The sequence below is a fragment of the Streptomyces sp. NBC_00209 genome (genome assembly GCF_045206345.1).
GTDB lineage: Bacteria > Actinomycetota > Actinomycetes > Streptomycetales > Streptomycetaceae > Streptomyces.
Map to the genome: position 1 here is coordinate 1,478,956 of NZ_CP108121.1, position 23,459 is coordinate 1,502,414.

21 protein-coding genes are annotated in these 23,459 nt (G+C 71.4%); 10 read left to right on the forward strand and 11 right to left on the reverse strand.

Going from position 1 to position 23,459, the window contains the following annotated elements; genetic code table 11:
• Window positions 1-60: 60 nt before the first annotated feature.
• The 6 genes from hflX to miaA all read right to left on the reverse strand — a co-directional run bounded on the left by hflX (window position 61) and on the right by miaA (window position 8,029).
• Window positions 61-1,581 carry a GTPase HflX gene (gene hflX, locus OG867_RS06385; protein ID WP_328902747.1) on the reverse strand — a complete coding sequence of 507 codons (1,521 nt, stop codon included), beginning with the start codon at window positions 1,579-1,581 and terminating at the stop codon, window positions 61-63.
• Window positions 1,582-1,723: 142 nt separating this feature from the next.
• Window positions 1,724-3,178 (reverse strand): M1 family metallopeptidase, encoded by a 1,455-nt coding sequence (locus tag OG867_RS06390; protein ID WP_406283494.1) that lies wholly within the window; start codon window positions 3,176-3,178, stop codon window positions 1,724-1,726.
• A gap of 119 nt (window positions 3,179-3,297) precedes the next feature.
• Window positions 3,298-5,412: a RelA/SpoT family protein gene (locus OG867_RS06395; protein ID WP_406283496.1), complete on the reverse strand. Its 2,115-nt coding sequence runs from the start codon at window positions 5,410-5,412 to the stop codon at window positions 3,298-3,300.
• 140 nt (window positions 5,413-5,552) lie between these two features.
• Entirely contained in the window at window positions 5,553-6,425 is an 873-nt protein-coding gene (gene dapF, locus OG867_RS06400) for a diaminopimelate epimerase (protein ID WP_406283498.1), read from the reverse strand.
• Window positions 6,426-6,533: 108 nt separating this feature from the next.
• Window positions 6,534-6,986 (reverse strand): hypothetical protein, encoded by a 453-nt coding sequence (locus OG867_RS06405; protein ID WP_406283500.1) that lies wholly within the window; start codon window positions 6,984-6,986, stop codon window positions 6,534-6,536.
• A 104-nt stretch (window positions 6,987-7,090) separates the two neighbouring features.
• Complete coding sequence (gene miaA / locus OG867_RS06410; RefSeq protein WP_406283502.1) at window positions 7,091-8,029, reverse strand: tRNA (adenosine(37)-N6)-dimethylallyltransferase MiaA; 939 nt, start codon at window positions 8,027-8,029, stop codon at window positions 7,091-7,093.
• Window positions 8,030-8,174: 145 nt separating this feature from the next.
• On the opposite strand from miaA, the gene OG867_RS06415 reads away from it, so the two are divergent.
• A complete protein-coding gene (locus OG867_RS06415; RefSeq protein ID WP_265540393.1) occupies window positions 8,175-8,420 on the forward strand; it encodes an antitoxin in 246 nt (81 codons plus the stop codon).
• Window positions 8,421-8,486: 66 nt separating this feature from the next.
• On the opposite strand, the gene OG867_RS06420 is transcribed toward OG867_RS06415, so the two are convergent.
• The gene (locus tag OG867_RS06420) at window positions 8,487-9,200 is read right to left on the reverse strand and encodes a class III extradiol dioxygenase subunit B-like domain-containing protein (protein ID WP_406283504.1); all 714 of its coding nucleotides are present in this window, start codon (window positions 9,198-9,200) and stop codon (window positions 8,487-8,489) included.
• A 50-nt stretch (window positions 9,201-9,250) separates the two neighbouring features.
• Complete coding sequence (gene miaB / locus OG867_RS06425) at window positions 9,251-10,771, reverse strand: tRNA (N6-isopentenyl adenosine(37)-C2)-methylthiotransferase MiaB (protein WP_406283506.1); 1,521 nt, start codon at window positions 10,769-10,771, stop codon at window positions 9,251-9,253.
• A gap of 99 nt (window positions 10,772-10,870) precedes the next feature.
• Between miaB and OG867_RS06430 the strand changes: the two genes are divergently transcribed.
• Entirely contained in the window at window positions 10,871-11,869 is a 999-nt protein-coding gene (locus tag OG867_RS06430; protein ID WP_328902740.1) for a TAXI family TRAP transporter solute-binding subunit, read from the forward strand.
• 11 nt (window positions 11,870-11,880) lie between these two features.
• Here the strand turns inward: OG867_RS06430 and OG867_RS06435 are convergent, their stop codons facing one another.
• Both OG867_RS06435 and OG867_RS06440 read right to left on the reverse strand, forming a co-directional pair.
• Complete coding sequence (locus tag OG867_RS06435; protein ID WP_406283509.1) at window positions 11,881-13,275, reverse strand: sensor histidine kinase; 1,395 nt, start codon at window positions 13,273-13,275, stop codon at window positions 11,881-11,883.
• 15 nt (window positions 13,276-13,290) lie between these two features.
• A complete protein-coding gene (locus OG867_RS06440) occupies window positions 13,291-13,983 on the reverse strand; it encodes a response regulator transcription factor (protein WP_328902738.1) in 693 nt (230 codons plus the stop codon).
• Between the two features lie 327 nt (window positions 13,984-14,310).
• Here OG867_RS06440 and OG867_RS06445 point away from each other — a divergent pair, with 327 nt between their 5' ends.
• From OG867_RS06445 to OG867_RS06480, 8 genes are all read left to right on the forward strand, one after another.
• The gene (locus tag OG867_RS06445; RefSeq protein WP_026171813.1) at window positions 14,311-15,099 is read left to right on the forward strand and encodes an amino acid ABC transporter ATP-binding protein; all 789 of its coding nucleotides are present in this window, start codon (window positions 14,311-14,313) and stop codon (window positions 15,097-15,099) included.
• A gap of 69 nt (window positions 15,100-15,168) precedes the next feature.
• Window positions 15,169-16,011, forward strand: coding sequence for a glutamate ABC transporter substrate-binding protein (locus OG867_RS06450; protein WP_406283512.1), 843 nt, complete (start codon window positions 15,169-15,171; stop codon window positions 16,009-16,011).
• A 75-nt stretch (window positions 16,012-16,086) separates the two neighbouring features.
• Complete coding sequence (locus OG867_RS06455) at window positions 16,087-16,755, forward strand: amino acid ABC transporter permease (RefSeq protein ID WP_406283514.1); 669 nt, start codon at window positions 16,087-16,089, stop codon at window positions 16,753-16,755.
• Window positions 16,752-17,663: an amino acid ABC transporter permease gene (locus OG867_RS06460; RefSeq protein ID WP_406283516.1), complete on the forward strand. Its 912-nt coding sequence runs from the start codon at window positions 16,752-16,754 to the stop codon at window positions 17,661-17,663. Before OG867_RS06455 ends, OG867_RS06460 begins: the two co-directional genes overlap by 4 nt.
• A gap of 221 nt (window positions 17,664-17,884) precedes the next feature.
• Complete coding sequence (locus tag OG867_RS06465; RefSeq protein ID WP_406283518.1) at window positions 17,885-19,501, forward strand: FAD-dependent monooxygenase; 1,617 nt, start codon at window positions 17,885-17,887, stop codon at window positions 19,499-19,501.
• Between the two features lie 32 nt (window positions 19,502-19,533).
• Complete coding sequence (locus OG867_RS06470; RefSeq protein ID WP_311307652.1) at window positions 19,534-19,620, forward strand: putative leader peptide; 87 nt, start codon at window positions 19,534-19,536, stop codon at window positions 19,618-19,620.
• A gap of 104 nt (window positions 19,621-19,724) precedes the next feature.
• Window positions 19,725-20,240, forward strand: coding sequence for a cysteine dioxygenase (locus OG867_RS06475; protein WP_018105303.1), 516 nt, complete (start codon window positions 19,725-19,727; stop codon window positions 20,238-20,240).
• Window positions 20,237-20,626 (forward strand): rhodanese-like domain-containing protein, encoded by a 390-nt coding sequence (locus OG867_RS06480; RefSeq protein ID WP_328902732.1) that lies wholly within the window; start codon window positions 20,237-20,239, stop codon window positions 20,624-20,626. Before OG867_RS06475 ends, OG867_RS06480 begins: the two co-directional genes overlap by 4 nt.
• Window positions 20,627-20,667: 41 nt before the next feature.
• On the opposite strand, the gene OG867_RS06485 is transcribed toward OG867_RS06480, so the two are convergent.
• Entirely contained in the window at window positions 20,668-23,223 is a 2,556-nt protein-coding gene (locus OG867_RS06485) for an FtsX-like permease family protein (RefSeq protein WP_406283520.1), read from the reverse strand.
• Window positions 23,224-23,459: the final 236 nt, after the last annotated feature.

Here is a 23,459-nt window from a genome sequence, read left to right on the forward strand (position 1 = left end):
CGGAAGGCCCGTCCCCTCGCGAGGGGACGGGCCTTCCGGTTGTTCCGGGTGCGGTACGGCTCAGTGCACGGCGGGGATGAACGAGGCGAGCTCGGCGGCCAGCTCCTCGTTGACCCGCGCCTTGATCAGCGTGCCCTCCGAGGTGTGTTCCTCGGAGACCACTTCGCCCTCGGCGTGCACCCGTGAGACGAGTCCGCCCTGGGTGTACGGCACGAGTGCCTCGACCGCGACCGACGGACGGGGCAGCTCGCTGTCGATCAGCGCGAGCAGCTCGTCGATGCCGGCTCCGGTGCGGGCGGAGACCGCGATGGCGTGCTTCTCGTTGCGCAGGAGGCGCTGGAGGACCAGCGGGTCCGCCGCGTCCGCCTTGTTGATCACGACGATCTCGGGCACGTCCGTCGCGCCGACCTCGCGGATCACCTCGCGCACCGCGGCGAGCTGCTCCTCCGGCACCGGGTGCGCGCCGTCCACCACGTGCAGGATGAGATCGGACTCGCCGACCTCCTCCATGGTGGAGCGGAACGCCTCGACCAGGTGGTGCGGCAGATGCCGTACGAACCCGACGGTGTCGGCGAGCGTGTAGACGCGGCCGCTCGGCGTCTCGGCCCGGCGCACGGTCGGGTCGAGGGTGGCGAACAGGGCGTTCTCCACCAGCACTCCCGCCCCGGTCAGGCGGTTGAGCAGCGAGGACTTGCCGGCGTTGGTGTATCCGGCGATGGCGACCGAGGGCACCTTGTTGCGCCGGCGTTCCTGGCGCTTGAGGTCGCGGCCGGTCTTCATCTCCGCGATCTCCCGGCGCATCTTCGCCATCTTCTCGCGGATACGGCGCCGGTCGGTCTCGATCTTGGTCTCACCGGGACCACGGGTCGCCATGCCGCCACCGCCGCTGGTACCGCCACCGCCCATCTGACGGGACAGCGACTGACCCCAGCCGCGGAGCCTGGGCAGCATGTACTGCATCTGCGCCAGGGAGACCTGCGCCTTGCCCTCTCGGGACTTGGCGTGCTGGGCGAAGATGTCGAGGATCAGGGCGGTCCGGTCGACCACCTTGACCTTGACGACGTCTTCCAGGTGGATCAGCTGGCCCGGGGACAGCTCACCGTCGCAGACGACGGTGTCGGCTCCGGTCTCCACGACGACGTCCCGCAGTTCGAGCGCCTTGCCCGAACCGATGTACGTGGCCGGGTCGGGCTTGTCACGGCGCTGGAAGACAGCGTCGAGCACCTGGGCGCCCGCCGTCTCGGCCAGAGCCGCCAGCTCGGCGAGCGAATTCTCCGCGTCCTGCACGGTGCCCGAGGTCCACACACCGACGAGCACCACGCGCTCCAGGCGCAGCTGCCGGTACTCGACCTCGGTGACGTCCTCGAGCTCGGTGGAGAGGCCGGCCACACGTCGCAGCGCGGCACGCTCCGAACGGTCCAGCTGGTCGCCGTCCCGCTCTCCGTCGATCTCGAAGCTCCAGGCGACGTCCTCTTCCATCAGGGCGTCGGCCCGCAGGCCCTCGGTGAGGCTCTCGGTCGCGTTCTCCGTGGCACTCTGCGCGTTGTGCGCGTCCTGGGGAAGGGAAGAAGAGGAGGTCATTGGATCCTTACGTCGATAGAAGTGGTTGCATCAGTCACAACGCGTGACCTGTACGGAAGATTCCCGAGGGGGAAATCCTCCGCTCCGGCCGTCTCGGCGACCCGTCGATAGTGGCACGGCCGACGCGGGGCGTCACGCGGGTTTACGAGGCGGCCGGCGCGGTGCTCCGCCAGTCCGGGTGTCCCGGCATGGGCGGTGTCTTCGTCCCGTACAGCCAGCCGTCGAAGAAGGCGGTCAGATCGCGTGCCGCCACCTGTGAGGCGAGCCGGACGAAGTCGGCCGTGTCCGCGTTGGAGTCGCGGTGCTTGCGGACCCAGAGCCGTTCCAGCCGGTCGAAGGCGTCGTGCCCGATCTCCTGGCGCAGCGCGTACAGGACGAGGGCGCTGCCGTCGTAGACGATGGGCCGGAACAGGCTGATCTTCTGGCCGGGCTTCGGGGCCGCTGGCCGGGCGGGCGGCCCTCCGGCGGCACGCCAGGTGTCCGAGCGGATGTAGGCGTTCCGCATGCGTGCCTCCATCGGTGCGTCCATGTGGTCCTCGGTGTACCGCGCCTCGTACCAGGTGGCGTGCCCCTCGTTCAGCCAGAGGTCGGACCAGGACTGCGGGGAGACGCTGTCGCCGAACCACTGGTGGGCCAGTTCGTGGACCATGACCGACTCGACGTACCAGGCGGGGAAACGCGTGTCGGTGAACAGGCGCCTCTCGAAGAGGGACAGGGTCTGGGTCTCCAGCTCGAACCCGGTCTCGGTGTCGGCGACGAGGATTCCGTAGTTCTCGAACGGGTAGCGGCCGACCTGCCGCTCCATCCACTCCAGCTGGGCGGGGGTCCTCTTCAGCCAGGTCTCCACGCGGTCCCGGTCGGCGGTCGGTGCGACGTCGCGCACGGGCAGTCCGTGCGGTCCGGTCCGCCGCACGACGGTCGAGTCGCCGATGCTGACCTGGGCCAGTTCGGTCGCCATGGGGTGCTCGGTGCGATAGGTCCACGTGGTGCTGTCACCGTTGCGGCTGCGACCGGTGGGCAGGCCGTTGGCGACGACGGTCCTGTCGTTCGGCGCGGTGACGCGGAAGGTGAAGTACGCCTTGTCGGCGGGGTGGTCGTTGCTCGGGAAAACCCGGTGCCCCGCGTCCGCCTGGTTGGCCATGGCGAGCCCGTCGGCCGTGCGCACCCAGCCGCCGCTGTCCTGTTCGCCGGTGGGGTCGCTGGTGTGGCGGACGGTGATGCGCAGGGGCACTCCGGCCGGGATGCGGCCCGCCGGCCGCACGACGAGGTCCTCGCCCGCGGTCTCGAAGCCGGCGCGCAGCCCGTTGACGGCGACGGAGCGCACGGTGCCCCGGGTGAAGTCGAGGTTGATCCGGTCCAGCGGCTCGGTCGTCCGCGCGTCGATGGTCGTGACGGCGTCCAGCGGCTCGTCGTTGCGGCCCTTGTAGGTGAGGCCGATGTCGTACGCGAGGACGTCGTAGCCGGGGTTGCCGAGGTGCGGGAAGAGCGGGTCGCCGATGCCGAGGGGCACCGGGTCGGCGGGCAGGGTGGCGGCGACGAGGGCGGCCGACGCGGCGGCCAGCGCGGCGGCCCGCGAGCGGCGGGAGAGGAACGGCATGCACTACGGCTATCAGCGCCGCCCCGCCGGACGGGCGCGGCGCGCGCCGCGCCACCCGAATGAGAACGCGGTTGACGGTCCGGTGCCAAAGAGAACGCGGCGGCTGATCGCTCGGTACGTCAGAGCGCCCCGGCCGGATGCTGGGCGCGGCTAACGTCGTACACGCCGGGCACCTCGCGCATGGCGCGCATCAGCGCGGGCAGACCGGCCGCGTCCGGGAGCCGCAGCGTGTAGGTGTGCCGTACGCGCTGTTCGCTCGGCGGCTCGACGGTAGCGGAGATCACCGCGGCGTCGGCTCCCGCGATGGCCTCGGTGAGGTCGGCGAGCAGCCGGGGGCGGCCGAACGATTCAGCGACCAGGGTCACCCGGCACGCCTGCTCCTCGCCCCAGCTCACCGCGACCGGTGTCCGCCCGACCGCCTGCATGCGGGCCACGGCGGGGCACTCCAGCCGGTGCACGGTGACGGCGGCACCGCCGCGTACGGGGATGCCGGTGACCTCGTCGGGGGGCACGGGCGTGCAGCAGCCGGCGAGCCGTACCGCGGCGTCCGGCCGCTCGGTCACGGCGGTCGCGGTGCGGGCGCGGGCGGTCCGGGGCACCGAGGGCGGGGCCGGCTGCGGCTCGGGGTCGGCCGGCATGCCGGGCCGGCCGGTCTCCGCCGTCTGCGGGTGGGCGTCGAGCCAGCCGGTGATGGCGATGCGGGCGGCGGGGGTGCGCGTGTGGTCGAGCCAGTCCGGCGAGGGGCCGGACGCGGCGTCCTCGGCCAGCAGCGGCTGCACGGTGTCGCCGTCCTTCAGCACGGTGCTCAGTGTGGCCAGCCGGCCGTTCACCCGGGCCCCGATACAGGCGTGGGCGGCGTCTCCGTGCTGGGCGTAGGCCGCGTCGACGCAGCTGGCGCCGGCGGGCAGGCCGAGCATGCCGCCGTCCGTGCGGAAGACCGTGATCTCGCGGTCCTGGGCGAGGTCGGCGCGCAGGGTGATCCAGAAGGTGTCGGGGTCGGGCGCGGACTGCTGCCACTGGAGAAGGCGGGAGAGCCAGCCGGGGCGGGTGGGGTCGGCGCGTTCGCCGTCGACCGGTTCGGCGGTCTGGGTGGCGCCCTCGGAGGCGTACGGATTACCGAGGGCGACGACGCCGGCCTCGGCGACCTTGTGCATGCGGTGCGTGCGGATGAGGACCTCGGCGACCTCGCCGTCCGGACCCACCACCGCGGTGTGCAGCGACTGGTACAGGTTGAACTTGGGGGCGGCGATGAAGTCCTTGAACTCGGAGATCACCGGGGTGAAGCAGGTGTGCAGCTCGCCGAGGACCGCGTAGCAGTCGGCGTCCTCACCGACGAGCACCAGGACCCGTCCGAAGTCGCTGCCGCGCAGTTCGCCGCGTTTGATCCGGACGCGGTGGACGGAGACGAAGTGGCGGGGCCTGACCAGGACCTCCGCGGAGATGCCGGCTTCGCGGAGCACCGAGGCCACGTTCCCCGCGGTGGCTCCGAGCGGGTCGGTGCCGTCGGCCGCCTCGGTGATCAGCGCGTCGGTGCGGGCGTACTCCTCGGGGTGGAGGATGGCGAAGACCAGGTCCTCCAGCTCGGTCTTGAGCGCCTGGACGCCGAGCCGTTCGGCGAGGGGGATCAGCACGTCGCGGGTGACCTTGGCGATCCTGGCCTGCTTCTCGGGGCGCATCACGCCGAGGGTGCGCATGTTGTGCAGCCGGTCGGCGAGCTTGATCGACATGACGCGGACGTCGTCCCCGGTGGCGACGAGCATCTTGCGGAAGGTCTCGGGTTCGGCGGCGGCCCCGTAGTCGACCTTTTCGAGTTTGGTGACGCCGTCCACGAGGTAGCAGACCTCCTCGCCGAACTCTTCCCGCACCTGGTCGAGGGTCACCTCGGTGTCCTCGACGGTGTCGTGGAGCAGGGACGCGGTCAGTGTGGTCGTCTCGGCGCCCAGTTCGGCGAGGATGAGGGTGACGGCGAGCGGATGGGTGATGAAGGGCTCACCGCTCTTGCGCATCTGCCCCCGGTGCGAGCTCTCGGCGAGCAGATACGCGCGCTGCAGGACCGAGAGGTCGGCCTCGGGATGGTGGACCCGGTGCACCTCGGCGACATGCGCGATGGCGTCGGGGAGCCGGTCTCGGGAGACCGGGCCGAAGAGCGCGGCTCTGCCGAGCCTGCGGAGGTCGATCCGGGGACGGCCCCGCCTGCGGATGGGAGCACCTGGGCTGGTGGCCTCTGCGCTCATGGGGGCACCTCCGGCGACGTCGACCGGCGGTGGGGAGGCGCGGCGCGCCTCCGGGCCGGTGCTTGATGCTACCGAGCCCACCACGTGGCGGAGTCCCGCTCTCGCCCAGCGTGAAACGGATCACCCATTCGAGCGACGCGTTACCCGTTCGGCGTTTCGAGCCAGGCCGGATCGATCATGCCCTCGGCGACGATGACGGCCGGTCCGGTCATGTCGATCCCGCCGTCCGGGTGCTCCGTGATGGCGAGGCTGCCCCCGGGGAGGTCGACGGTGTACGTGACGGGCTCGCCTGTCCTCGTGGGGTCGGCCTGGTCCCGGCGGGCGGCCGCGACGGCCACCGCGCAGGCGCCGGTGCCGCAGGAGCGGGTCTCGCCGGAGCCGCGCTCGTGGACCCGCATGGCGACGTGGCGGGGGCCCCGGTCCACGACGAACTCGATGTTGACGCCCTCGGGGTAGACGGCGGCCGGGGCGAAGGACGGCTCGGCGAGCAGATCACCGGCGTGGGCCAGGTCGTCCACGAACACGACCGCGTGGGGGTTGCCCATGTTGACGTTGCGGGCGTCCCAGGCCCGGTCGCCGACGGTGACGGTGACGCCGTCGGCGGGGAGCAGGGCGCGCCCCATGGAGACGGTGACGTCGCCGTTCTTGGCGAGGTGGACCTTCTTGACCCCGCCCCGGGTGGCGACCGCGAGGTCGCCCGGCTCGACCAGGCCGGCGCGCTGGAGGTAGCGGGCGAAGACCCGTACGCCGTTGCCGCACATCTCGGCGACGGAGCCGTCGGAGTTGCGGTAGTCCATGAACCACGCGGCGTCCTCGGCCATCGCCTTCGCCTCGGGGTGCGCGGCGGAGCGCACGACGTGCAGCAGGCCGTCGCCGCCGATGCCCGCGCGGCGGTCGCAGAGCCGGGCGACGACGGAGGCGGGCAGGTCGAGGGCGTTGTCCGGGTCGGGAACGATCACGAAGTCGTTCTCGGTGCCGTGGCCCTTGAGGAAGGCGATCTGCGAGGTGGTCACGGGACAACTGTACGAGGCGGCACGGACAGCCGGAAAACGGTCCGCCGCGCGGACAGGGGCTCGGGGCGCTCTCCTGGCCCGTGTCTCCGGCCCATGCTTCCCGGCAGGTCAGCGCAGGCGCGCCACGCGCCAGACGGCGAGCGCGACGAGCACGGCACAGACTCCGGCGTAGAGCGCGATCACGCGCCAGTCCGCGCGCTGCGAGGAGCCTCTGGAGGGCAGTCCGGGCCAGGCGTAGCCGACGCGGCGGGCGGCCATCATGGACCACCCGGCGGCGCAGCAGCTGATCAGGAGGCCCAGCATGGCGACGACCGCGCCACCGTCACCGAACTCGAAGGCCAGCGGGAACGCGAACATCAGCGAGCCCACCGCGGCGAGCATGACGATGGGCGCGAGCTGCCAGATGCGCAGCCGGCGGGCGGGCCGCAGCTCGACCTCGACCTCGGGGGTCACGTCGAGCTCGTCGGGCCCGTCCGGGCTGAGGCTGTCCGCCTCATGCCCGGCGCCCGGTGCGCCGTGTTCCGGTGTGTCTTGTTCCGTGTCGCGAGGGCCGGCCTCCATCGCCACGCGCCCTCCCAACTCGGACTCCAGTCGATCGATGCTCGATGATGGCACGGCCGCGGTCGCCGAAATGACGGGCGGAGCGTCCCGATGCCATCACGTGATCAGGCTGTAACCGCTCGTTCGACCAACGCCAGCGCCTGGCTGGGGAGTTCCCCGCGGTGCTGCACGGCACCGCTGAGCCATTGGACGCGCGGGTCGCGGCGGAACCAGGAGTCCTGACGGCGCGCGAAGCGTTTGGTGGCGCGTACGGTCTCGGCGCGCGCCTGGTCCTCGGTGCACTCGCCGGCGAGCGCGGCCAGCACCTGCTGGTAGCCGAGGGCCCGCGAGGCGGTACGCCCTTCGCGCAGCCCCCGCGCCTCCAGGGCGCGCACCTCGTCCACGAGGCCCGCGTCCCACATGCGGTCGACGCGCAGGGCGATGCGCTCGTCGAGTTCGGGGCGCTCCACGTCGACGCCGATCTGGAGGGCGTCGTAGACCGCGTCGTCGCCGGGGAGGTTCGCGGTGAACGGCTTGCCGGTGATCTCGATGACCTCCAGGGCGCGGACGATGCGGCGGCCGTTGCTCGGGAGGATCGCGCGGCCGGCCTCGGGGTCGGCGGCGGCGAGACGTGCGTGCAGTGCTCCGGAGCCGTGCTCGTCCAGCTCCGCCTCCAGCGCGGCCCGGACGCCGGGGTCCGTGCCGGGGAACTCCAGGGCGTCGATCGCGCCCTTCACGTACAGGCCGGAGCCACCGACCAGGATCGGGGTGCGGTCCTCGGCGAGGAGCCTGTCGATCTCGGCGCGGGCGAGGCGCTGGTACTCGGCGACGCTGGCGGTCTCGGTGACGTCCCAGATGTCCAGCAGCCGGTGCGGTACGGCGGCGCGCTCGGCAAGAGTCAGCTTGGCGGTGCCGATGTCCATCCCCCGGTAGAGCTGCATGGAGTCGGCGTTGATCACTTCGCCGCCGAGCTGCTGGGCGAGGTACACCCCCAGGTCGGACTTTCCTGCTGCGGTGGGACCGACGACGGTGATGACCCGAGGTGCGGGAGCTGAGCTTGTCACCGGCTCAGTCTCCCTCAAACCTGCGCCGCGTATCCCGAATGAGGGAAGCCCGGGCGGGGAAGGTGACGCGACAGTGCGGTCCTCCCCGTACAGTGGTTGTACATATGGGTTATTTCTCACAGTTTCCGAGCGGAGAAGGTGCCCGATGGGCTTCATGGACAATGTGAAGGCGAAGCTGGCCCCGGCGAAGGAAAAGGTCAGCGACCTCGCGCAGCAGCACGGGGACAAGATCGACCAGGGGCTTGAGAAGGCGGCCCGGACGGTGGACGAGAAGACCAAGGGCAAGTACAGCGACAAGATCGTGACGGGCCGGCAGAAGGCCAAGGACGCGGTGGACAAGCTGGCGAACAAGGACGGTGGGACGCCTCCGCCGCCCCCGCCGGCAGCCTGACAGCGGAACGTGTGGAGGGCCCCGGAGCGAGCGTCGCTCCGGGGCCCTCCACACGTCCGTCGGCCGTCAGGACCAGGCGGCGACCAGATAGCCCACGCCGTACGGCGCGTCCTCGTACAGCAGCCGGCCGGCCAGACCGGCCCCCTCGGCCGCGCCCGCCAGCACCTGCCAGGGCGCGCGCCCCGCGGCCTTGAGCTCGTACGCGAGTTCCTCGTCCAGCGCGGCCAGTGCCTCCGGGTCGGCGGCGCCCAGGGCCCGCGCGGCGTCCGCGTCGAACGCCGCCGCGCGCGCGTCCAGGTAGCCCGGGGCCTTCACCGTGCGGCACGCGCTGCCGTCGCCCATCACCAGCAGGGCGACCCGGTCCGCCCGGCGGGCCAGCTCCCGCCCGGTCTCCGTGCAGCGCGCGGTCTCCAGGGGCTCGCCGACGCCCAGGCCCTCGACGGGGGCGCCGGCCCATCCCGTACGGGCGAGGAGCCAGGCGCCCACCGCGAGCGAGGGCGGGAGGGGACGGGCGTCACGCGTTCCCCGGTCCTGGCCGAGCCGAACCTCCAGATCGACGCCGAATTTCCGGAATCCGCCGATGGCGCCCTCGGGGTGGGGGCCGCGCCCGTCGGGCCCTGCCGGGCCGATCACCACGAGCAGGTCGGGCCGGGAGGCGGCGAGGACGCCCAGAGCGTCGGTGCACGCCTTCCTGGCGTCCTCCAGCTCGGGTGCGGCACCGGCGGCCACGTCGGGGACGAGCAGCGGCGGACAGGGGCAGACAGCGGCGGCGACAAGCATGGTCGGCAGCGTACTGCGCCGTATCCCCGTCGCAGCCGCGGCCCGGGGCCTCAGTCGCAGCCGCAGCCCGGGGCCGCCGTCGCGGGCAGGGGTGCCGGGGCTCCGATGCCCGGCAGGCCCAGCATGACACCGGCCGGCTTGGCGGCCGCGGCGGCGTTCCGCTTCTCCCAGGCGTCGCCGGAGCGGGTCCCGCGCACGGCGACCGGGGTGCCCTCGGCGAGCAGGTGGTGCGGGGCGGCGTAGGTGATCTCGACGGTCACCACGTCGCCGGGGCGGACGTCCTGGTCCGGCTTGGTGAAGTGGACCAGGCGGTTGTCGGGGGCGCGGCCGGACAGCCGGTGGGTGGCGCCGTCCTTGCGGCCCTCGCCCTCGGCGACCATGACGTCCAGGGTGCGGCCGACCTGCTTCTTGTTCTCCTCCCAGGAGATGTCCTCCTGGAGCGCGGAGAGGCGCATGTAGCGCTCCTGGACGACCTCCTTGGGGATCTGGCCGTCCATGTCGGCGGCGGGGGTGCCGGGCCGCTTGGAGTACTGGAAGGTGAAGGCGTTCGCGAAGCGCGCCTCGCGGACCGCGTGCATCGTCTGCTCGAAGTCCTCCTCGGTCTCGCCGGGGAAGCCGACGATGATGTCGGTGGAGATCGCGGCGTCGGGCATCGCGGCCCGCACCTTCTCGATGATCCCGAGGAAGCGTTCCTGCCGGTAGGAGCGGCGCATCGCCTTGAGGACCCGGTCCGAACCGGACTGCATCGGCATGTGCAGCTGCGGCATCACGTTCGGCGTCTCGGCCATGGCGGCGATGACGTCGTCGGTGAAGTCGCGCGGGTGCGGCGAGGTGAAGCGGACGCGCTCCAGGCCGTCGATCTTCCCGCAGGCGCGCAGCAGCTTGGAGAACGCCTCGCGGTCGCCGATGTCGGAGCCGTACGCGTTGACGTTCTGGCCGAGCAGGGTGATCTCGGAGACGCCCTCGGCGACCAATGCCTCGATCTCGGCGAGGATGTCGCCGGTGCGGCGGTCCTTCTCCTTCCCGCGCAGGGCCGGGACGATGCAGAACGTGCAGGTGTTGTTGCAGCCCACGGAGATGGAGACCCAGGCGGCGTACGCGGACTCGCGGCGGGTGGGCAGCGTGGAGGGGAAGGCTTCCAGGGACTCGGCGATCTCGACCTGCGCCTCCTCCTGGACGCGGGCGCGCTCCAGCAGTACGGGCAGCTTGCCGATGTTGTGCGTGCCGAAGACGACGTCGACCCAGGGCGCCCGCCGGACGATGGTGTCCCGGTCCTTCTGAGCGAGGCAGCCGCCGACGGCGATCTGCATGCCGGGGCGCTTCGTCTTCATCGGGGCAAGCCGGCCGAGGTTGCCGTAGAGCTTGTTGTCGGCGTTCTCGCGGACCGCGCAGGTGTTGAAGACGACGACGTCGGCGTCGCCGTCGGAGCCCTCGGGAGCCCGTACGTAGCCGGCGTCCTCCAGGAGCCCCGACAAGCGCTCGGAGTCGTGGACGTTCATCTGGCACCCGTAGGTGCGCACCTCATAGCTTTTTCTGACGTCCACTGCTTCGCTCCGGTTGCCGCTGCTCATGTGACAAGGGTAGGTGGTGTCCGGGCTCCCTCCGCCGCGGGCGGGTGATCCGACGACGCCCCTGGCCACGGCCGGGAATGACCTGGCAGGATCGCCGCCATGCTCCCGGCCCTGTCCCGAATCGGCCGGCGTCGCTCCCTGCGGGCGGGCGCCGCCCTCGCCGTCGTGCTCGGACTGCTGCTCTGGTGGCTGCTCCCGCTCGGCGACCCGGCGCCCACCGGCACCCTGTCGTTCAGTACGGGGGTGCGCAGCGGCGTCTACCAGCGCTACGGGGTGCGGCTGAAGGGAGCCCTGGCCAAGGATCTGCCAAATGTGTCGATAAATCTCCAGACGAGCGAGGGCTCGCAGCAGAACCTGGCCAGGGTCGCGGCGGGCAAGGCGGACTTCACCATCGCCACCACCGATGCCGTCGCCACCTACCTGCACGCCCGGAAGCCCGGCTACGAGCGGCTGCGCGGCTGTGTCCGGCTGTACGACGACTACATACAGCTGATCGTGAAGCGGGACTCGGACATCGACAGCGTGGCGGATCTGCGCGGCCGCAAGGTCGCCGTGGGACAGGCGGGCTCCGGGGTGAGGCTGGTCGCGGACCGGCTGATGACGGCCGCCGGTCTCGATCCGGTCGACGACGTGACGCCGTTGCCGGTGGGCATCGACACGATGCCGAAGCTGCTGGAAGCGGGCAGGATCGACGCGTTCTTCTGGTCGGGCGGGCTGCCCACGACGGCGGTGACCGATCTGTCGGAGCGGTTCGCGATCCGGCTGGTCCCGCTGGAGGAGCCGCTGATCAAGCAGCTCCAGGCGGCGGGCGGTTCCACCCGCTACTACCGGTCGGCCGTGATGCCCGCCGACGCGTACCGCAACGCTCAGCAGGGCCAGGCCGTGCCCACGGTGGCGGTCGCCAATGTGCTGGTCACCACGGACCGCACGGACGCGGCGATGACCGAGGCGTTCACGCGGACCGTGATCGACAGCCGCGACCGCATCGGGCGCGAGGTGCACGCGGCGCAGCTGGTGGACCTGCGCACGGCCATCTACACGGATCCGCTCCCGCTGCACGAAGGGGCGAAGCGCTACTACCGCTCGGTCAAGCCGTAGCGCACCGCTCCTCAGCCCTTGGGATCGTGGCGCGGCACGGAGACCGTCACGCTGAGCCCGTACGGTTCCTTGCGCGCGTACGAGAGCGAGCCGCCGCCCGCCGCGAGGAGCGCGTGGGAGATGGAGAGACCGAGGCCCGAACCCTGGACGTTCTGGTGCTGGGAGCTGCGCCAGAAGCGGTCGCCGACCCGTTCCAGCTCCTGGTCGGTGAGGCCGGGGCCGCCGTCCGCGACGGCCACCGTGACGTCCTGGCTGCCGGAGGCGACGGTGACGCGGACCTCCTCGTCGGCGGGCGTGAATTTGAGGGCGTTGTCGATGATGGCGTCGAGCGCGCTGGACAGGGCGATGGGGTCCGCCCAGGCCGTGACGGCGGGCGGTCCGTCGGCTCGGAGCCGTACACCCTTCTCCTCGGCCACCGGCCGCCAGGACGCGACACGTTCGGCGGTGAGGGCGCCGATGTCCGTGAGCTGGAGGTCGCTCTCGGCGTGCTCGGCGAGCGCGAGGTCGAGCAGGTCGTCCAGGACCTGGCCGAGGCGGCGGCCCTCGGTGCGCACGGAGGCGATCTCCTCGTTGCCCTCCGGCAGTTCGAGGGCGAGCAGTTCGATGCGCAGCAGCAGGGCGGCCAGCGGGTTGCGCAACTGGTGGGAGGCGTCCGCGACGAAGGCGCGCTGCTGCTCCAGCACGTCCTCGACGTTGTCGGCCATCTCGTTGAACGAACGGGCCAGCCGCCTGAGTTCCGGGGGCCCGCCGGATGCGGCGACCCGGGAGCGCATCCGGCCGCTGGCGATGTCGTGGGCCGCGGCGTCCAGGGTCTTGACGGGCAGCAGGACCCAGCCGGTGAGCCGGATCGCGGCGCCGACGGCGACCAGCATGGCGATGGCCTCGCCCGCAGCGATCAGCAGCCAGCCGCGGATCATGTCGCCGCGCATCTGGCCGGTGGGCGAGTCGATGACGACGACGGCGATGACGTCTCCGTCGCGTACGACGGGCGAGGCGACGACCACTCGGCCGTTCTGCCAGGGCCAGACCTGGGGCGGGTCGTGGCTGCGGCGGCCGAGCAGCGCCTCGTTGAAGGCGGCGCGTCCCTCCCCCTCGACGGGCAGCCGCCACGCGTCCGGGGCCTTCGCCATGGCGGAGTCGTCGCGGTAGAAGACACCGGCGCGGATCCCGTACACCGAGTTGTACGTTTCCAGCTCGGTCTGGAGGGTACGGCGCCGTTCGTCGTAGCCGCTGGTGCGCTCGGTGATGAACTGGGCGAGTGCGGCGAAGCGGGCCGTGTCGTCGATGCGGTCGATCACGACGCGCTGCTGTTCGGCGGCGGCCACGCTGACGGCGAGCGGGAAGCCGAGGGCGAGCAGGACGCTCGCCATCAGGACGATGAGCAGCGGGAGCAGCCGGGTACGCACCGGGGACGTACGCCTTTACGCGGACGGGGAGACGAGGCGGTAGCCGACCCCGCGCACCGTCTCGATCAGGGCGGGCAGCCGCAGCTTGGACCGGAGCGAGGCGACGTGTACCTCAAGGGTGCGGCCCGTTCCCTCCCAGCTGGTACGCCACACCTCGCTGATGATCTGTTCGCGCCGGAAGACCACACCGGGCCGCTGGGCGAGCAGCGCGAGCAGGTCGAACTCCTTGCGGGTGAGCTGTACTTCCGTCCCGTCGACGCTGACCCGGCGGGTGGGCAGCTCGATGCTGACGTGCCCCAGGCGCAGCGCCCCGACGGGCGTGGACACGGTGTCCTCGTTGCTCGCGTTTCGCCGGCTGACGGCGTGGATACGGGCCAGGAGCTCCCCGGTGTCGTACGGCTTGGTCACGTAGTCGTCGGCGCCGAGGTTGAGTCCGTGGATGCGGGAGCGTACGTCGGCACGGGCGGTGACCATGATCACCGGCACGGAACTGCGCTTGCGGATCTTGCCGCACACCTCGTAGCCGTCCTGGTCGGGAAGGCCGAGGTCGAGGAGCACGACGCCGAAGGGCTCGGTCTCGGTGGGCAGGAGCGCCTGCAGGGCCTCGTCACCGCTGCGGGCGTGGACCACCTGGAAGCCGTGCCGGGCGAGGATCGCGGACAGGGCGGCGGCGACATGGTTGTCGTCCTCGACGAGCAGCAGTCTCATGGCCCCCCTCTGGCAGTGGCGTGTGTCGGTGGTCGGTCCGTACGGTCGTTTACGCCCCCGGTCACTTCCCCGTTCCGGGGTGTTTCACGTAGGGGTGTACCAGGGAATCCACGCCGATCGCGGGTGGACAGTCAAGGGCCTGTCCGATGCATCGGGGTTTCCGTTATGCACCCGGTACGCCCGGTGCGGCAGGCGTGACGTCCCCTTCACGCGGAGTGTCCGGTTGCCGCCGGATCGTTATGCTCAATTTCCGCTCAGATGTAATGACGCTGGTAGCACTGCGTCACTAGGGTCCTTCCCAACCGAGGAGGACGGAGCAAGAAGCCGATGAGCGGAGTTTCAGTGACCAAGGGCGCCGAGGACGCTGCACCCGCGCCCGCCGGCGATCTGGTGGTGCTGAGCAACGTCAACAAGCACTTCGGCGCGCTGCATGTGCTCCAGGACATCGACCTGACGATCGCCCGCGGCGAGGTCGTGGTCGTCATCGGGCCGTCCGGGTCCGGTAAGTCCACGCTGTGCCGCACGATCAACCGCTTGGAGACGATCGACTCGGGCGCGATCACGATCGACGGGAAGCCGTTGCCCGCGGAGGGCAAGGAGCTGGCGCGGCTGCGTGCCGATGTCGGCATGGTCTTCCAGTCGTTCAACCTCTTCGCCCACAAGACGGTCCTCGAGAACGTGATGCTCGGGCAGCTGAAGGTCCGCAAGACGGACAAGAAGGCGGCCGAGGACAAGGCGCGTTCGCTGCTCGACCGGGTGGGCGTCGGTACGCAGGCCGACAAGTACCCCTCCCAGCTCTCCGGCGGCCAGCAGCAGCGTGTCGCGATCGCCCGGGCCCTGGCGATGGACCCGAAGGTCATGCTCTTCGACGAGCCGACCTCCGCGCTCGACCCGGAGATGATCAACGAGGTGCTGGAGGTCATGCAGCAGCTCGCCCGCGAGGGCATGACGATGGTCGTCGTCACCCACGAGATGGGCTTCGCGCGCTCGGCGGCGAACCGGGTCGTCTTCATGGCGGACGGAAAGATCGTCGAAGAGGCCACGCCCGACCAGTTCTTCAGCAACCCGCGCAGTGACCGGGCCAAGGACTTCCTGTCGAAGATCCTTCACCACTGACGGAGCCCGCCGTACCGGCTCCGGTATCCGCTGATCACGCACTTCGCGCCAACTCTAGGGAATTCCACCATGCAGCTTCGTAAGGTCACCGCCGCCTCGGCCGCCGTGCTCGCCCTCGCCCTCACCGCTACCGCCTGTGGTTCCGACGACAAGGACGACTCGGCCGGTTCGGGCGGCGGCAAGAAGATCACCATCGGCATCAAGATCGACCAGCCGGGTATCGGCCTGAAGACCCCGGACGGCAAGTTCACCGGTTTCGACGTCGACGTCGCCACGTACGTCGCCAAGGAGCTCGGCTACGACGCCAAGAACATCGAGTTCAAGGAGACGAAGAGCGCCGACCGCGAGACGGCGATCTCGCGCGGTGACGTGAAGTTCATCGCCGCCTCCTACTCGATCACCGACGAGCGCCTGCAGAAGGTCGACTTCGCCGGTCCGTACCTGCTGGCCCACCAGGACATCCTGGTCCGCGCGGACGACGACTCGTTCAAGAAGCCCGAGGACCTGAACAACAAGAAGCTCTGCTCGGTCGCCGGTTCGACCTCCGCGCAGAACGTCCACGACAAGCTGGCCCCGAAGGCTCAGCTGCTGGAGTACGGCGGCTACTCCGAGTGCCTGACCGGCCTCGAGAACAAGGCCGTCGACGCGCTGACCACGGACGACAGCATCCTGGCCGGCTACGCCTCGCAGGACGCCAACAAGGGCAAGTTCAAGCTGGCCGGCTTCAAGATGACCAACGAGAACTACGGCATCGGCCTGAAGAAGGGCGACGCCGACCTCAAGAAGAAGATCAACGACGCGCTGACCAAGATGGTCTCGGACGGCTCGTGGCAGAAGGCCGTGGAGGCGAACTTCGGTCCCGCCGGCTACAAGAACGAGAAGGCTCCGGAGATCGGCAACGTCGTCAAGTGAAGCAGGGCTGACCGGGCGCGCCGCCGCTGAACGGCGGCGCGCCGCGCCCTCCTACACGCGGAAGCACGGGAGATCGTGTTCGACTTTCTTGATGGTTATGACCTGTTGGGGGCCTTCTGGGTCACGGTGAAGCTCACCGTGTTCTCCGCCCTCGGCTCCCTCATATGGGGAACGCTGCTGGCCGGCATGAGGGTCAGCCCGGTCCCCCTGATGCGCGGTTTCGCGACCGTCTATGTGAACGTGGTCCGGAACATTCCGCTGACCGTGATCATCGTCTTCGCCTCGCTGGGCCTCTTCCAGACCCTTCAGGTCACGCTCGGAGGCGGTGGCGACTTCAAGGTCATCAACTTCCGGCTCGCGGTGCTCGCCTTCACCGTCTACACCGCGTCGTTCGTGTGCGAGGCCCTGCGTTCGGGCATCAACACGGTGCCGGTCGGCCAGGCGGAGGCAGCCCGGGCACTCGGGCTGAGCTTCAGCCAGGTGCTGCGGCTGATCGTGCTCCCGCAGGCGTTCCGTTCGGTGGTCAACCCGCTGTCCAACGTGCTCATCGCGCTGACGAAGAACACCACCGTCGCCGCGGCGATCGGGGTCGCGGAAGCCTCGTACCTGATGAAGGAAATGGTCGAGAACGAGGCCCAGCTGCTGCTGATCGCGGGTGTGTTCGTCCTCGGCTTCATCATCCTGACCCTCCCGACCGGCCTGATCCTCGGCTGGGTCGCCAAGAAGGTGGCGGTGAAGCGATGAGCTCCGTCCTGTACGACGCGCAGGGGCCCCGCGCCAAGCGGCGCAACATCCTGTACACCGTCCTCTTCGTGCTGGCCGCCGCAGCGGTGACGTGGTGGGTGTACGACGGCCTCGCCGAGAAGCACCAGCTCGACTGGGTCAAGTGGAAGCCGTTCTTCGCCGACACCCAGGCGTGGGAAACGTACATCTGGCCGGGCTTCCAGAACACGATCAAGGCGGCGTTCTACGCACTGCTCATCGCGCTGCCGCTGGGCGCGCTCTTCGGTATCGGACGACTCTCGGACCACCGCTGGGTGCGCGTTCCCGGCGGAGTGATCGTGGAGTTCTTCCGCGCCATTCCCGTACTGCTCCTGATGATCATCGCCAACGCGATGTACTCCGAGTACACCGACCTGGAACCGGACACGCGTCTCCTGTACGCCGTCGTGACGGGCCTGGTGCTCTACAACGCCTCGGTGCTCGCCGAGATCGTGCGGGCCGGCATCCTGACGCTTCCCCGCGGGCAGACGGACGCGGCCAAGGCGATCGGCATGCGCAAGGGCCAGACGATGGTCTTCGTGCTGCTGCCGCAGGCGGTCACCGCGATGCTGCCGGCCATCGTCAGCCAACTCGTGGTGATCGTGAAGGACACCGCTCTCGGCGGCGCGGTACTGAGCTATCCGGAGCTGCTGGCCTCGGTGCGGCCGATGTCCGCGAACTACGGGGCGAACACCATCGCGTGCTTCACGATCGTTGCGGTGGTCTACCTGGCGCTCAACTTCGCCCTGACGTCCTTCGCGAGCTGGCTGGAGCGGTGGCTCCGGCGCGGCAAGAAGAGCACGGGCGCGGTCGTGGGCACCGGGCCGGGGGGCGAACTGGAGACGATCGGTGCGCCGTCGCTCAACATGGACGACGGAACCGCCGCCTGACGGCTCGTCGTACGACGCCCGCGAGGGGCGGTGGCACACCTGCCACCGCCCCTCGCCGCGTTCCGGCGTCGCTTGACGCAAGCACCGGCAGTAGGTTGCATACGTTCTGTGATCGCGCACCGAGTCCCCGACGCCGCAGCACCCCCTTCGACGCCCGCGCACCTTCCGTTCCGCTTCACCGGACCGTTCCGTTTCGCCGCGCTTCCGACGGGGGACGCGCCGTGGACCCGGTGATCGTCGTCGGTGCCGGGCCGGTCGGCCTGGCGCTCTCGCTGGCCCTCGCCGCGCAGGGCGTGCCGTCCGTGCTGCTGGACGAGGACCCCGGCAACGACGAGACACGCCCCGCCCGTACGGTCGTACTGCGCGAGGACACCGCGGCCTTCCTGGAGCGGCTGGGCTGCAAGGCGCTACGGGACGAGGGACTGCGCTGGTCCGGCTGGCGTTCGGTGCGGCGCAGGCAGCTGGTGCGCGAGCTGCCGCTCGGTGAGGACCCGGTCCCGGGCAGCGAGGTGCCGGCCGCCCCCGTTCACGTCCCGCAGCACGCGCTCGTACGGGGTCTGCGGGACGCGGTGGCGGCACAGGAGCTGGTGCAGACCGCCGGGCCCAGCCGGATCGACACGCTGGAGCAGGACCCGGCCGGGGTCACCGTGCACACCAGGGAGCCCGGCTCGACCTGGTGGCGAGGGAGTTACCTGGTCGGCTGCGACGGGGCCCGGTCCACCGTGCGCAAACTCCTCGACATCCGGTTTCCCGGGCGTACGGCGGTGGAACGGCACGCAGTGGCCGCACTGCGCGCCGAGCTGCCCCGGCCCGGTGAGGCCGTGCTGCACCGGTCGCCGCCGTGGCGCACCGGGGGCGCCGAGGTCACGGCGCGCCCGCTGCCCGACGACGTGTGGCGGCTGGACTGGCTGCTGCCCGCGCGCGGCGAACTGGTCACGCCGGACGCCCTGGTCACCCGGGTCCGGGACACGCTGGCCGGCTGGTGCGGCGAGGCACCCCCGTACGAGCTGCTGGACACCGGGGTCTACACGCTGCACCACCGGCTGGCCCGGCGGTGGCGGGTGAAGCGTTCCTTCCTGGCCGGGGACGCCGCCCATCTGCTGGGTGCCCTCGGCACCCAGGGGCTCGACGAGGGGCTGCGGGACGCGGAGAACCTGGCCTGGAAACTGGCCCTCGCCTGGCACCACGGGGCGTCCGACGTGCTCCTCGACAGCTACCAGGCCGAACGCCGGGCCGCCGTCGCCGCACGGCTGCGCGCCGCCGACCAGTCGCTGCCGATACTGCGGGGCGGCGGAGGTTTGCGGACGCTCGTACCGGGGAGCGCACGGGGGCACGACACGCTGCTGATGGACGGGCATCTGGGCTGCGGCCCCCTCGGTGCGCCCTCTTCCTACGCCCTGTCCCCCCTTGCGCCCGCGCGCAGCGAGGCGCAGACCTCGGTGGGCACGCCCCCTGGTGCGCCGGTGGCCGATGTGCGGGTCACGGCACCCGACGGCACCCCGGTGCGGCTGCGGGAGCGGCTGGGGCAGGGACAGTTGCTCGTGGTGCTGGTGGCGCCCGGAACCGGAGTATGGGACCGGCGCCACTGGATGCGCGCCGGAGTGATGCCCCGGCTGGCGGAGGCCGTCACGGGGCTGCCGGTGAAGGCCGAACTGCTGGTGGCCGAGAGCTATCCGGGGGCCTCCGCGCACACGGTTCTGCTGGTCAGGCCGGACGGGCATCTCGTGGAGGCGTTCGGCGGGGTGCGTCCGGCCGAGCTGTTCGCGGCGGCGGACGCGGCGCGCGGAGGCGCTGCCCGGACGTCGGTGCGTGCCGACAGGACCGCGGACGTCAATTGACCCTCACGGGCGCGCATGGTCTACTCCCGGTCATGACCGACACCGATGTGCGCCTGTGGCGGAGGGTCCATATGGACCTGCTCCGCTATGCGGGCTGCGTGTGTCGCCCGTCCTGCTGAATCGCCTTCACCTGCCGTCGCCGTGCGCTGTGCCGTACGGCGGGGCGTCCGCGCGAACTCTCAGGACGGTCTCCGTGTCTGGCTCTCCCTTCCCCTCTGTCCCCGTGCCCACACGCACGTCCGCACCGGCTCCGACCGCCGCGGAACTGCTCGACTTCGTCCGCCGCACCGCCGAGGACACCGCACTCATCGCCTCCCTTCCCCTCGACCCCGAGGGCCGGACCTGGATCCGTCTGGACGGCCCCGGTGGCAGCGAGGCATGGCTGATCGGCTGGCCGCCCGGTACCGGTACCGGCTGGCACGACCACGCCGACTCGATCGGCGCCTTCCTCACCGCGGCCGGCACGCTCAGGGAGCACTCCCTCGCGGCCCGGCTGCCCACCGACGGCTGGAAGACCCTGGAACTGGCCGAGGACATCGACCGCACCCGGGAGCTGACCCCGGGCCGGGGCAGGGCCTTCGGCCGCCATCACGTCCACGAAGTACTGAACGAGTCGGCCACGGAGCACGCCGTCTCCGTTCACGCGTACTACCCACCGCTGCCGCGCATCCGACGCTACAGCCGCACCGGCGCGGTGCTCCGCCTGGAGCAGACCGAGGGACCGGAGGACTGGCAGTGAGCGACGAACCCCTCGGAATCGACGAGTTGCTGGAGCGGGTCAGGGCCGGTTACGAACGGCTCGGCCCGCAGGAAGCGCGGGCGGCGGCCTCCGAGGGCGCCCTGCTCGTGGACATCCGCTACGCGGAACTGCGCGAGCGCGACGGGCTGATCCCGGGGGCGCTGGTCATCGAGCGCAACGAGCTGGAATGGCGGCTGGACCCGCGGGGAAGCCACCGGGTCCCGGAGGCGGTGGACCACGGCCTGCGGGTGGTGGTGATCTGCAACGAGGGTTACGCGTCGAGCCTGGCGGCCGAGTCGCTGCACCGGCTCGGCCTGCACCGGGCGACGGATCTGGTGGGCGGCTTCCAGGCGTGGCGCGCGGCGGGCCTTCCGGTCGAGACGTGAGGGGAGGGGGCGGCCCGGGCCACCCCCTCAGGGCCTCCTCGTCACCGGCCCGCGGCCACCTCCACCGGGCGGGTCCGCAGCGCGAACCGGCCGGGCAGCGCCGTCGCGACCAGGGCGAGCAGCGCGGCGACGCCGACCACGGTCCCGTACGCCAGGGGCAGGACACCGGGCGCCGCGCTCCCCGTCATGCCGATGCTGAACGCGGTCAGCACGGCGAGCGCGATACCGGTACCGAGGGCCGCGGAGATCACCAGGACCGACAGGGTCTCGGTACGGAGCATCCGCAGCACCTGGCGGCGCGTGGCGCCGGCGAGCCGCAGAAGGGCGAACTCCCTGAACCGTTCCGACACCGACATGGCCAGCGTGTTGACGACGGCGATGGCGGTGAAGGCGAGAACCAGCCCCATGGCGAGGAGGTTGACCTCGGCGTTCTCCTGCCCCCGGTCGGCCTGGAGCCGGTCGGCGACCGCCGGGGTGGCGACCTCGACCCCGGGGAACTTGCCCACGGCGGCGGACAGTTCGCCCCCGGACGCGTCCCCGGCCACCAGGACCGTCGCGGCGAGCGGGTTGTCCATGTGCCGTGCGACCAGGTCGTGCGGCAGGGTGAGGTCCCCGAAGCCGAGGCCCCGGTGGTAGACGGCGGCGACGGTGAGGGTGGTGGGGGTGCCGTCCCCGAGATGGAGGGCGAGTTCGCTGCCGACGTGCAGCCCGAGCCGTTCGGCGGCCAGTTCGCTGATCGCGGCGGCCCGCTCGTTTGCGGCGAACGCCGCGAGGGAACCGCTCGTCACACCCGGGTCCCAGGTGCGGGTGAGCCCCGGACCGGTGACACCCTGTGCGGCGTACTTCTCCAGACCCACCCGCACGGTGGTCCGTACGACCTCCGTGGCGGCGGTGACACCGGGCGTCGCGCGGACCGCCTCCGTGGCCGCCGACGGAACGCCCGGCCCCTGCGCGCCGAGCACCCAGGTGGCGCGGGTGCCCTCCCTGGCCTGGGCGCGCGCGGCGTCGCCGATGGTCGGCTGGAGGAAAAAGACCGTGCAGGTCATGCCGATGAGCAGGGTGAGCGGGGTGACGACGGAGGCCATCCGGGTGGAGTTTCCCCGGACGTTCGCGGTGGCCAGGGTGCTCATCGGACCCGTCCGCCGGAGCACGCCCCCCATCAGAAAGGCGGCGGCCCGCACGAGGAACGGCCCCAGCAGCGAGACCGCCGTGGCCAGCACCACCACGGCCAGGAAGGTCACGGGGGTCGAGGCGGCCTCGGTGCGCAGCACGCTCAGGACACCGACCAGCACACCGCCGCCGGCGAGCAGGAGCAGCCCCACGAGGACGCGTCCCCGGGCCGGGCGGCGGCGCTCGACCGCGGACTCGGCCATGGCCTCGGCCGGACGCAGACCGGCGATCCGGCGGCCGGAGATACGGGCGGCGGCCCAGGCGCCGAGCAGGGTGACCGCGACGGCGGCGCAGGCGGGGAGAATACCGGCCGCACGTTCCAGGGTCGGCGGTGTCACGCCCATGTCGGTGAACCTGCCGTACAGCCAGGCGGCGAGCGGCAGTCCGGCGAGCGCGCCCAGGACCCCGGCGAAGGCCCCGACGACCAGGGCCTCCCGGCCGAGCAGCCGGCGGACCTGCCGCGAGGTGGCGGCGATGGTACGGAGCAGGGCCAGCTCACGGTGGCGCTGCTGGATGGAGAGGGCGAACGTCCCGACGACGACGAGCACCGCGACCAGCAGCGAGGTGCCACCCATGGCTCCGCCCATCGAGACCAGCTTGACGCGGGCCCCCGCCGCGTCGAGGAATTCGACCGGTCCGCGCCCGTCACCCGTCGCGACCCGGGCGGTGGTGCCCTTGAGGGCGGCCGTGACCTGCTCCTTCAGCGTGCCGGTGTCCGTGCCGGGTTCGGTCAGGACGCCGATCGCGCTGACCCGGCCCGCACGGTCCGCGAGCCGTTGGGCCTCCGCGGCGGAGAAGAACAGCGAGCGCTGCTGCCGGAGTTCGCCACGCCCCTGGGGCGTGGCGATGCCGCTGATCCGGTACGTGCGCGGGGCGCGGGTCGACTGCACGGTGACCCGGTCCCCGGTCGCGAGGCCCGCCCGTACGGCGAGGGTCCGGTCGATCACCACGTCGTCGGCGGACGCCGGGGCGCGGCCGGCGATGAGCGCGAAGGGGGTCAGCGGGGCGGACGACCAGGCGTGCCCGTGGAAGGGGACGCCCTTGTCCGCCGCGTGGGCGGGGAGCCCGAGCGGCTGGGCGAGGAAGGTGAGTTCGGGAACGACCGTGCGAACACCCGGCAGGTCGCGCAGCCGGTCGGCGGTGGCAGCGGGAAGCCAGGCCCGCTCGGCGACGGGCTTCGCCTTGTGCTTGGTCTTCGTCTTGCCGTTGCCCCGGTGCTTGACGGTCGTGCGGTGGACGTTCTGGTCCGCCGCGACGATCAGCGGGGCGGCCGCGTACCGCTCGGTGGCGATCCGGCCGCACAGCCCGGTCTCCAGCAGGGTGCCGCAGGCGGTGACGAGCGCGGCGGCACACATGAGGGCGAGGAACGCCCCGAGGAATCCCGCCTTGCGGTGCCGGATCGTCCGCAGGGCATAACGCAGCATCATGAGGCGTCCGTCTCTGATCGATCGGGGTCCGGGAAGGCGAGCGGGCGGGTGCGAACCGTCCGGGCATCCGGTGCGGTGTCGGCGGCGCACGTGTGCCGGCCCCGACGCCCGGCCGACTCGTGCGTCGTGGTGTCCGCCGGGAGACCGCGCAGCGTGAGGCGTTGGAGTACCTGCTGACGCCGCGCCTGGCAAAGCGCTTTTGAGGACGGCCACTCCGTGATCCCTGTCATGCGTCA